This window comes from Streptomyces sp. NPDC049687 (assembly GCF_044465285.1).
Taxonomy (GTDB): Bacteria; Actinomycetota; Actinomycetes; order Streptomycetales; family Streptomycetaceae; genus Streptomyces.
Window position 1 is genome coordinate 46,583 of sequence record NZ_JBITLN010000025.1, and the last position, 9,127, is coordinate 55,709.

Here is a 9,127-nt window from a genome sequence, read left to right on the forward strand (position 1 = left end):
CCCGCCGTTCCCTTCGCCGTCCCGGTCACCACCGTACCGATCATTCGGGGAAGGGAGCGATCGGGCGTACCAGGCCCGGGTGGCGCGGCTCGCCACGTGGCCGGGAGAGCGGTTCCAGGACCGGGAGCCGCCGTCGTCCCGAACACCCCCTCCACCGCCGACGCGCAGAAGTGGGCGCTCACCGAAGCGGGCAACGGTTACATCGAGCTCAGGGACGTCGACAGAGGCCTCAACGCCGGTGTGGCCCAGTCCTCCACCAGCAACGGCGCGCCCCGCATCTGTCGTCAGGCCGCCACCGCGACCGCGGAGACGGCCGGTACGCGGAGCATCCGTACCGCCGTCCCGACGCTGGTGAGCAGCGTCGCCCCCGTCGCGAGGCCCACGATGGCCAACCAGATGCCGAGCCCCTGGTCCGGGACCAGCACATCCGTGCGGACCTTGCTGAACGACAGGATGCCCGCGACGCCGGCAACCGTCCCGAAGAACACCCCGATCACCGTCAGGGCCAGCGCTTCGAGGGCCAGCGTCCCCAGAACCTGCCCGTCGGTGGCCCCGGCCAGACGGTGCTGGCCGAACTCGCGGCTCCGGTAGGAGGTGTCGGCGTAGAGGCTGTTGATCAGCATCAGACAGGAGAAGACCACGATGATGCCGACCACCACGAAGTTCAGCGTCTCCAGGGTCTTGTCCTCGTACGACTTGGTGACACCGGACGCCTTGAGGGCGTCGCTCTCGACGGCCTGGATGTAGAGCGTCGCCGTCGCCATCCCGGTGAACAGCACCAGCGGCATCAAAACGCCCGCCAGCTGGGCGGCGCGCTGACGCATGATGTGCACGGCCAGATAGCTGCTCGCCCCGGCGAAGGCCGTGAGCGTCGGCTCGAACCGGCCCAGCAGGAAGCGGAGCAGCGACGGCGACACCAGCGCGAAACCGGCCGACAGCACGATCGCCCCGTACGCCGCCGGAGCCATCAGCGCCTCGGCGTCCGCCTCCATCGCGAACGTCGACGCCACCCCGGCCGCGCCCGCCAGCAGCGTGAGTCCCGCCGCGACGGCCCGCCCCCGGCCGCGTCGTGTGCGGGCCGTGCCCGACGCCGCCCGCACACCCCGTCGTACGGCCAGGAACGCGGCGCCCATCGACGCCAGCAGGGTGATGCCGAAGCCGGAGGTGAGGGCGAAAAGGCCGAAGGCGTGGGAGACGGTGTCCGAGATCTGGCCGCTGTCGCGGAACTCGGCGAGCAGCGCCCGGCCCGCGAGCCTCGCCGGGTAGACGGCGAGCAGCGTCCCGACGAGCGCGATCGCGGCCGCCTCGCCGACCACCATCCGGCTGATCTGCGCCGGAGTCGCCCCGGTGCAGCGCAGCAGGTGGATCTCCTCCTGCCGCTGCCGCACATTCACGGTGAGTGTGGAGGCGACGGCGAAGAACACCAGCAGGGTGCCGTAGCCGCCGACCACGGCGCCGGTCAGGGTGAGGGAGTCCGCGCTGCGCGTGTCCACGGCGTCGCCCTGGGCGGTGTCGTGCAGCGAGTTGAACATCATGATGACCGCGGCGCCGAGGAAGGTGGCCAGCAGCGTGGCGGTGAACCGCCCGGGGCGGTGCCCGATCGAACGAAGGGTCAGCGCGAACACGGCTCACGCTCCCACGGGTGCGTGCTCGTCGGCGAGGTCGCCCAGGTGTGCCAGCCGCTCGGCAACCGCGTCCACGGTGGGGTCGGTCATCCGCCCGGCCAACCGGCCGTCCGCGAGGAACTGCACGGAGTCGGCGTAGGAGGCGGCGACCGGGTCGTGCGTGACCATCACCAGGGTCGCGCCGTGCTCCCGCAGCGTCTCCCGCAGCAGCCGCAGCACATCGCGCGCGCTCCGGGTGTCCAGCGCGCCGGTCGGCTCGTCCGCGAAGATGACGCTGGGCGCGGTCACCAGGGCCCGCGCGATCGCCACCCGCTGCCGCTGACCGCCCGACAACTGGTCCGGCCGGTGGCCCAGCCGCTCGCCCAGCCCCACCCGGCCCAGGATCTCGCGCGCCCGGTCCCGGTCCACGGGACGGCCGGCGAGCCTGAGCGGCAGCGTGGTGTTCTGCTCGACCGTCAGCATCGGCAGCAGGTTGTACTGCTGGAAGACGAAGCCGATGTGCCGGCGGCGGAACTTGGTGAGCGCCGACTCACTGCCCCCCGTCATCTCCTCCCCGGCGACGACGACCCGGCCGCTGTCCGGGCGGTCCAGGCCGGCCGCGCACTGCAGCAGCGTCGACTTGCCCGAACCGGACGGCCCCATGATCGCGGTGAAGCTGCCGGCCGGCAGCGCCAGCGACACCCCGTCCAGCGCGGTCACGGCGTTCTGCGCGGACCCGTATGTCTTGCGGACCTCCGTCAGACGCAGGGCTTCGGTGCCCTCCTCCGCGTCGGATCCGCTGTCGTGATGAGCCATCAGCTTCCTTACTCCTTGGGCATGCGGGTCAGAACTCCGTGGGCACACGGTCAGAACGGCGGCGCTACGGCGATGTCACGGACCGTCACCCAGCGCCATTCGGTGAACTCTTCCCAATGGGTCGGAGCACCGTGCCGGCTGCCGTTGCCGGACGCGCCGAGCCCGCCGAACGGCACATAGGCGTCGTCCTCGACGGTCGGCTCGTTGACGTGCACCATCCCCGCCCGGACCCGGCCCGCGACGTCCGCGCCGCGCCGGGGATCCGCGCTGAGCACGGCCGCCGACAGGCCGTACTCCGTGTCGTTGGCGACCTCGACGGCCTCCGTCTCGTCCCGGACCCGGACCACCGCGGCCACCGGCCCGAAGATCTCCTCCCGGTACGCCCGAGAGTCCCGCGGCACCTCGTCGAGCACCGTGGGGAGGTAGAACGGCCCCCGGTCCCGGCCGCCGGCCAGCAGCCGCGCCCCGGCCGTCACCGACTCGGCGACGATGCGGTCCACCCGGTCCGCCTGCCCAGTGTCGATGAGCGGGCCGAGGTGGACGTCCTCGGTCCACGGGTCGCCGACGGTCAGTTCCTTCGCCGCCGCGCACAGCCGCTCCGCGTAGGCGTCGGCCACCGACTCCACGACCACGTGCCGGCCCGCCGACATGCACACCTGGCCCTGGTGGAAGAAGGAGCTGAACGCGCCGATCCGGGCCGCCGCGTCCAGGTCGGCGTCCTCCAGCACGATCAGCGGGTTCTTCCCGCCGAGCTCCAGCGAGGTCCGCTTCAGCGCCCGCCCGGCCCGCTCCCCGATGACCCGGCCCACCGCCGTCGACCCGGTGAACGCGACCATCGCCACCTCGGGCGCGTCGACGAGCGCCTCCCCGGCGTCCGGGCCGCCCGGCAGCACCTGGAGCACCCCCTGCGGCAGCCCCGCCTCTTCGAACAGCCGCGCCACCAGCACCCCGCCGCACACCGCGGTACGCACATCCGGTTTCAGCACCACCGCGTTGCCCAGCGCCAGGGCCGGGGCCACCGCCCGCAGTGACAGCACCAGCGGCACGTTCCACGGACTGATCACGCCCACGACGCCGACCGGGACCCGGTGCGCCGCGCTCGTCCGGCCCGGTACCGGCGGCATCAGCAGGCCGGGCGGCTGGCCCGGCAGCGCAGCGGCGGCCAGCAACTCGTCGTACACCGACTCGATCTCGTGCTCGGCCTTCGGGCGCACCGAGCCGCTTTCCCGTACCAGCCAGCGGGTGAACTCCTCCCGGTGCTCGAGGAGCAGCGCCGCGGCCCGCCGCAGGACGGCGATCCGCTCCCGGTGACCGGTCGCCTCCCACGCCGGCTGCGCCTGCCCGGCACGTGCGGCGGCACGGCGTACGTCCTGCGCACCGGCCGGAGCGACCCGGGCCAGGACCTGCCCGGTGGCCGGTTCCACGACCTCGGCGGCCGGCCCGTCCACGGATGACCAACCGCCGCAGCACAGCGGGGCGTCGAGGGGATCGGGGATCAGCAGGGGCGCCATGTCTCTCCTAGTGACTCGCCGGGGCGTGGCCGGTGATCGGGACCTCCACGAGCAGGGGACCCCGGTCGGCGGTGGCCGTAGTGATGTGCTTCGCGAGCTCCGCGGCCGAACCGACCCGCACCGCCGGGATGCCGAACGCGGCCGCGACGGCCTGGAAGTCGACGACCGGCGGGGACAGATCGAGACCCGGACAGACGCCGCGCCGGCCGGCGCCGCCGTCCCAGGCGTCGAGGGTCTCCTTCAGGGTGCGGTACTCGCCGTTGTTCATCACGACGAACGTGACGGACACCCCGAGGCGGGCCGCGCTCCACAGCCCCTGCAGCCCGAACAGGGTGCAGCCGTCGCCGAGTACGGCCACCACCGGACGCCCACCGGCGCCCAGGGCCGTGCCCACGGCCGCGCCGATCCCGTGCCCGAGACCACCGCCCACGGTGTGGACGTAGGAGCCGGGCCGGGACAGTCGCAGTACCCCGCGCAGCAGGACCCCGGAAGTGATCGCCTCCTCCACGACCACGGCGTCCTCGGGGAGCGCGTCGGCGACCGCGCGGACGGCCGCGAGGGGGGCGAGACGGTCACCGGCCCAGTCGTCGGGGGTCTCCGCCCGCGCGGGTCTCTCCCCGTACGTCTCCCCGCTCGCCCCCGGCAGGGCGGCCGTCAGCGCCGCGAGGGACTGCCGCAGCGCGCCGGTCAGGGCGACCGAGCACGGGAAGGTGCGGCCCAACTCTGCCGGATCCGTGTCGAGTTGGACGACCTCAGTGCCGTCCGGGATCGGCCCGACGGCAGTGAAGTGATGCGGTGTGAACGCGTGACAACCGACGACCAGCACCACGTCATGGCCGGTCAGCGCCTGCCGTACACCCGCGTTGGTGGCGGGCAGCATGCCCGCGTGCAGGGGGTGCGCGAACGGGAAGTCCAGCCCGTCGTGCATCGGCTGGTGGAACACCGCGGCACCCAACCGCTCGGCGAGGGCGACCAGTTCCGCCACCGCACCGTCCCGCCCGACACCGTCGCCGGCCACCACGGCCGGGCACTCGGCGCTCGCCAGCAGCCGCGCCGCCTCCGCCAGGTCACCGGCGTCCGCGGGCCCCGGGCGCGCCGCCCGGCCGCGCGCCGGCACGGGCACGGGCGTGTCCTCCTGCAGCAGGTCCATGGGCACGGACAGGAACACCGGGCCGGCCGGGGAGCGGGTCGCGGCGGCGAACGCGCGGCGCAGCAGCACCGGCAGGTCGTGGCCGTGCTGGACGTCGTACGACTCCTTCACGGCGGGCCGGGCCAGCGCCGCGAGGTCCGCGGAGAGCATCGGGTCCTCGACCAGGTGCCGCCGGTCCTGCTGGCCCGCCAGCACCACCAGCGGGGTGCGCGAGCGGCGCGCGTTCAACAGGCCGACCAGGCCGTTCGCGGTGCCGCCCGCGGCGTGCAGGGAGACCAGGGCCGGACGGCCGGTCGAGCGGGCGTAGCCGTCGGCCATCGCCACGACCGACGCCTCCTGCACACCGAGGACGTACTCGATGTCCCCGGCGGCGTTCAGACCTTCCAACAGCGGCAGTTCGGTGGTGCCCGGGTTGCCGAACACCCGCTCCACGCCCTCCTCGCGCAGGATGTGCAGCAGCGCGTCCAGCGGCCTCAGCCGCAGCTCCGCCTCCGGCCGCAACACGGCACCCGGCGGCACGACGGCCGGTGCCCCGCCCCGCCCCGTCACGACGCACCCGCCCGACGGCCCACCTTGGCGATGACATCGGCGCCGTACAGACGCAGCGCCTGCTCCAAAGCGAACTCCGCCATGTAGGCGCGAAACGCCTCGTCCGGCTCCTCCACCGCGTGCAGGATCCGCCGGTTCGCCTCCACCGCGGGCGAGCCGAGACGCCGTACCGCCGCCTCCAGCGCGCTGTCCATCGCCTCCGGTTCCACCACCTCGTCGAACAGCAGCGGCGCCTGCGGGGAGCAGGCCCGCACCTTCGCGCCCGACAGCAGGATCCGGCGGGCCAGCCGGGACCCGGTGTGCCGGCCGAGGCGGAGGTTTCCGGCGCCGGGCACGATCCCCTCCTGCGCGGCCGGCAGGCTGAACCAGGAGTCCGCCGCCGCCAGGACGTGGTCGAAGACCAGCAGCAGCTGGGCACCGCCGCCGATCGCGAAGGTGTCGACCGCCGCCACCCACGGCTTGTGCGCGCGGCGGTGCGGCCACAGCGCGGCCTCGGCCGCCTCGTCCGCGGGCGCCAGACCCCGGTAGATCTTGCTGATGTAGCCGAGCTCGCGGCGCAGCAGGAAGTCCGTGTACGAGATCCGGCCCTCGTGCAGGTGCCTGAGGTTGATGCCGGCGCTGAACACCCGCCGTCCCGCGTACCGGGGGTGGGACATCACCCCGCCGCGCAGCACGCCGACCTTCACCCGCTCGTCGAGGAGGGCCAGGTCGACGGCGGTCTCCATGTCGTCGATGAGGGCGTTGTCCTCGGCGTTGAGGCAGGAGGGGTTGTCGACCGTCAGATACGCGGCCCCCTCCCGCCGCTCGACCTGCACCGCCCCCACCCGCAGCGAGCCGGTTACCCGGAACTGCTCCGCCAGACCCAGCGCCCGCGGACACGGCCGCAGCAGCGTCTCCTGCAGATGCGGGCCGGCGACGGGGGAGCGCAGCACGGCCGCGAAGAACAGACCCTGGTCGATCTCCCGGCCCTCCTTCGCGGCCTGCGGCAGCTCCCGCTCGGCGGCCAGTTCCGCGGCGGTCGGCACCAGGCCCGGGAACCGGTCCGCCGCCCCCTGCGCCAGCTCCGTCAGCCGGGGACGGGCGCGCAGCCCGTCGGTGAGGGTCGCGTACACATGCTCGGCGTGCCGGGCCAGGAAGCCCTCGCGGGCCCGGCGGCAGGCGCGGTGGACACGGTCGGCCAACTGCTGCTGCTCAGCGCTCCGCTCGGGCTTGAACGGCAGCCCGGCCAGCGCCTTCTCGCCGGCCTCGGCGAGCTCCGCCAGGGTGCGGGCGTCGTCGTCGGGAGAGCCGGACCAGACCGGCCGGGCGGCCGCCGTCACCGGTTCTCCTCGGCGGGGCCCGCCTCGTGCGTACGGCGCAGAGTGCGGTCGCAGGCGGCCAGATGGACGCCGATCGCCTCCTCGTGGCTGGTGGTCACCGCCTCCAGCAGGAGCCGCCGCTGCACCGCCAGGGCCCGGCCCGACAGGCCGGACAGCTCGGCGGTCACCGAGGACACCGCCGCACCGGTGTCCTCGGTGACCTGGTCGAGGAGGCCCAGTTCCGCGGCCTCCCGCGCGGTCAGTGAGCGCCCCAGCAGCGCCAGCGGCCGGACCCGGGCCAGACCCACCTGCTGCACCAGCCGGTGCAGGGCCATCCCCGGCCAGAGCAGATCGCCCTCGCGGGCCAGGGCCAGCCGGGTGCCGGGCGTGCCGATGCGGTGGTCCGCGGCGAGCAGCACATCCAGGGCGGGGCCGGCACAGAGCCCCCCGGCGACGGCCACGATCGGCGCGCCCAGCCGCTCCAGCCGGCGCACCGCCCGCTCCCACCGGTTCACCTCGGCGATGGCCAGTTCCGCGGGCCACCCGCCGGCCGGCCCGTCGCCGGGCTCCGTCCCGGCCAGCTCCACCACCACGGGCGGACCGTCGGGCGCGTCCTCGGCGCGGTCACAGGCCTGATTGACCTCCACGGTCAGCGCGGTGAGCAGACCTGCCCGCGCCGACCTCGACACATCCAGCCGCAGCCGCACCTCGGCCGTCTCGACGACCGCGCCCGCCACATCGGTGGGAGACATCCTCGCGTACCTCTTTCCTGTCAGAACGGTTTGCGCGTACGACGTGTTCGCGTACCGGACGCGTCGGGGGTGCGCGTACGCGGGTGGTGCAAGTAGGGGTTCGCCGGGACGGCGCAGGGGGTCCGGCCGGGGTGCGCCGGAAACGGCGCAGGGGTGCGCCGGCGGCCGCGCTCGGGGGTGCACGGCCGCCGGCCGTCAGCAGCGCAGCAGCGCCGTCTCGATCGTCGAGCCCGGGCCCATGGTCATGAAGACCGCGTGGTCGCCAGGCCGCACCACGCCCTCGTTCCGCAGCCGGTGGTACGAGAACAGGAACGAACCGCTCGACAGATTGCCGTAGTCGCGCAGCACCCCCGTGGTGTGCCGCAGATCGTGCGAGGTCAGGCCCAGATTCACCCGGACCGAGTCGATGACCTTCTTGCCGCCGGAGTGCACGATCCAGTGGGCGATGTCCGAGCGGCGCAGCCCACTGCCGTGCAGCAGCCGGTCGATCACGCCCTCCGCGTGCGCCCCCACCACGTACGGCACGTCACGGTCCAGGAAGAAACTGAACTTCACCGCGTCGTCGTCCCAGTCGAAACGCATCGCGTCGAGCGCCTCGGGAATCATCACGCTGGCGAAATTCATGATCTCCGGAAGGCTTTCCCCGCCGCTTTTCTCCGGAATTTCACCGGCACGCAGCGCCACCGCCGCGGAACCGTCCCCGAACAGGCTGTTCACCACCGACGTACGCATCGTGCCGTCGAAAACGTACGCCGCCGAGCACGCCTCCGTGCACACCATGACGGCGAGATCACCGGGGTGCGCGGCGGCCCATCCGGCCACCGCCGTCAGGCCGTTGAGACCCGCGTTGCAGCCCATTCCCACCACGTCGAGACGGGCGCAGTTCGGATGCAGTCCCATTTCCCGGATCATCAGTGCCGTGAATCCCGGAGTCAGAAATCCGGTCGAGGAAACGCACACCAGGTAGCGCACGTCGCTGACATCGGCGCCGGCCTCCTTCAGGCACGCCTGAAGCGCCCGCCCGCCCATGTCGAGCCCCTGCAGCCGGTGCTTCTTCAGCAGTTGGCCCTGGCTCTCCAACTGCCGCGTCCCGTCGGCACCCTCCGGGGGAAGGGTCAGATACCGGCGCTCGATCGCACTGTTGAGGAAGACCGAGCGGATACGCGGATCAGCGACGGCGAACTCGTCGAGAAGTTCCTCCTGCGTGTAGGAACTTCCCGGAACGGCCGTTCCCACGCCCACGATTCGTGGCCTTGCGCCCATCAGCCCGTAAGAACCCCCGGAAGTACTCCCGGAATTGTCTTCGACCCCGTCCTCGGTGCGGTCAATGGGCATATGCGGACTCTCCATCTGTTCCCCCAGTTCGGAAACTCAACTCCCGCACACGGCGGCCCGGAGCTGCATGTCACGCACCTTAGACGCCCCTTGACCGGGTTCGGTATCAGGG

The 9,127-nt window shown here is 73.1% G+C and carries 7 protein-coding genes; all 7 read right to left on the reverse strand.

Annotated features, from left to right (window positions below; translation table 11 throughout):
* Positions 1 to 284 precede the first annotated feature (284 nt).
* Positions 285 to 1,625, reverse strand: a complete 1,341-nt coding sequence (locus tag ACIBVL_RS41390; protein ID WP_399106118.1) for an FtsX-like permease family protein — start codon at positions 1,623 to 1,625, stop codon at positions 285 to 287.
* 3 nt (positions 1,626 to 1,628) lie between these two features.
* Positions 1,629 to 2,420 (reverse strand): ABC transporter ATP-binding protein, encoded by a 792-nt coding sequence (locus ACIBVL_RS41395; protein ID WP_399106120.1) that lies wholly within the window; start codon positions 2,418 to 2,420, stop codon positions 1,629 to 1,631.
* 50 nt (positions 2,421 to 2,470) lie between these two features.
* Positions 2,471 to 3,931, reverse strand: a complete 1,461-nt coding sequence (locus ACIBVL_RS41400) for a benzaldehyde dehydrogenase (RefSeq protein ID WP_399106122.1) — start codon at positions 3,929 to 3,931, stop codon at positions 2,471 to 2,473.
* 7 nt (positions 3,932 to 3,938) lie between these two features.
* Entirely contained in the window at positions 3,939 to 5,630 is a 1,692-nt protein-coding gene (locus ACIBVL_RS41405) for a thiamine pyrophosphate-binding protein (protein WP_399106124.1), read from the reverse strand.
* Positions 5,627 to 6,949, reverse strand: coding sequence for a (3,5-dihydroxyphenyl)acetyl-CoA 1,2-dioxygenase DpgC (dpgC, locus tag ACIBVL_RS41410; RefSeq protein ID WP_399106126.1), 1,323 nt, complete (start codon positions 6,947 to 6,949; stop codon positions 5,627 to 5,629). Before dpgC ends, ACIBVL_RS41405 begins: the two co-directional genes overlap by 4 nt.
* The gene (gene dpgB, locus ACIBVL_RS41415) at positions 6,946 to 7,680 is read right to left on the reverse strand and encodes an enoyl-CoA-hydratase DpgB (protein WP_399106128.1); all 735 of its coding nucleotides are present in this window, start codon (positions 7,678 to 7,680) and stop codon (positions 6,946 to 6,948) included. The genes dpgC and dpgB overlap by 4 nt, the downstream gene beginning before the upstream one ends.
* 195 nt (positions 7,681 to 7,875) lie before the next feature.
* Positions 7,876 to 8,943 carry a 3,5-dihydroxyphenylacetyl-CoA synthase DpgA gene (dpgA, locus tag ACIBVL_RS41420; RefSeq protein WP_399106130.1) on the reverse strand — a complete coding sequence of 356 codons (1,068 nt, stop codon included), beginning with the start codon at positions 8,941 to 8,943 and terminating at the stop codon, positions 7,876 to 7,878.
* Positions 8,944 to 9,127 lie beyond the last annotated feature (184 nt).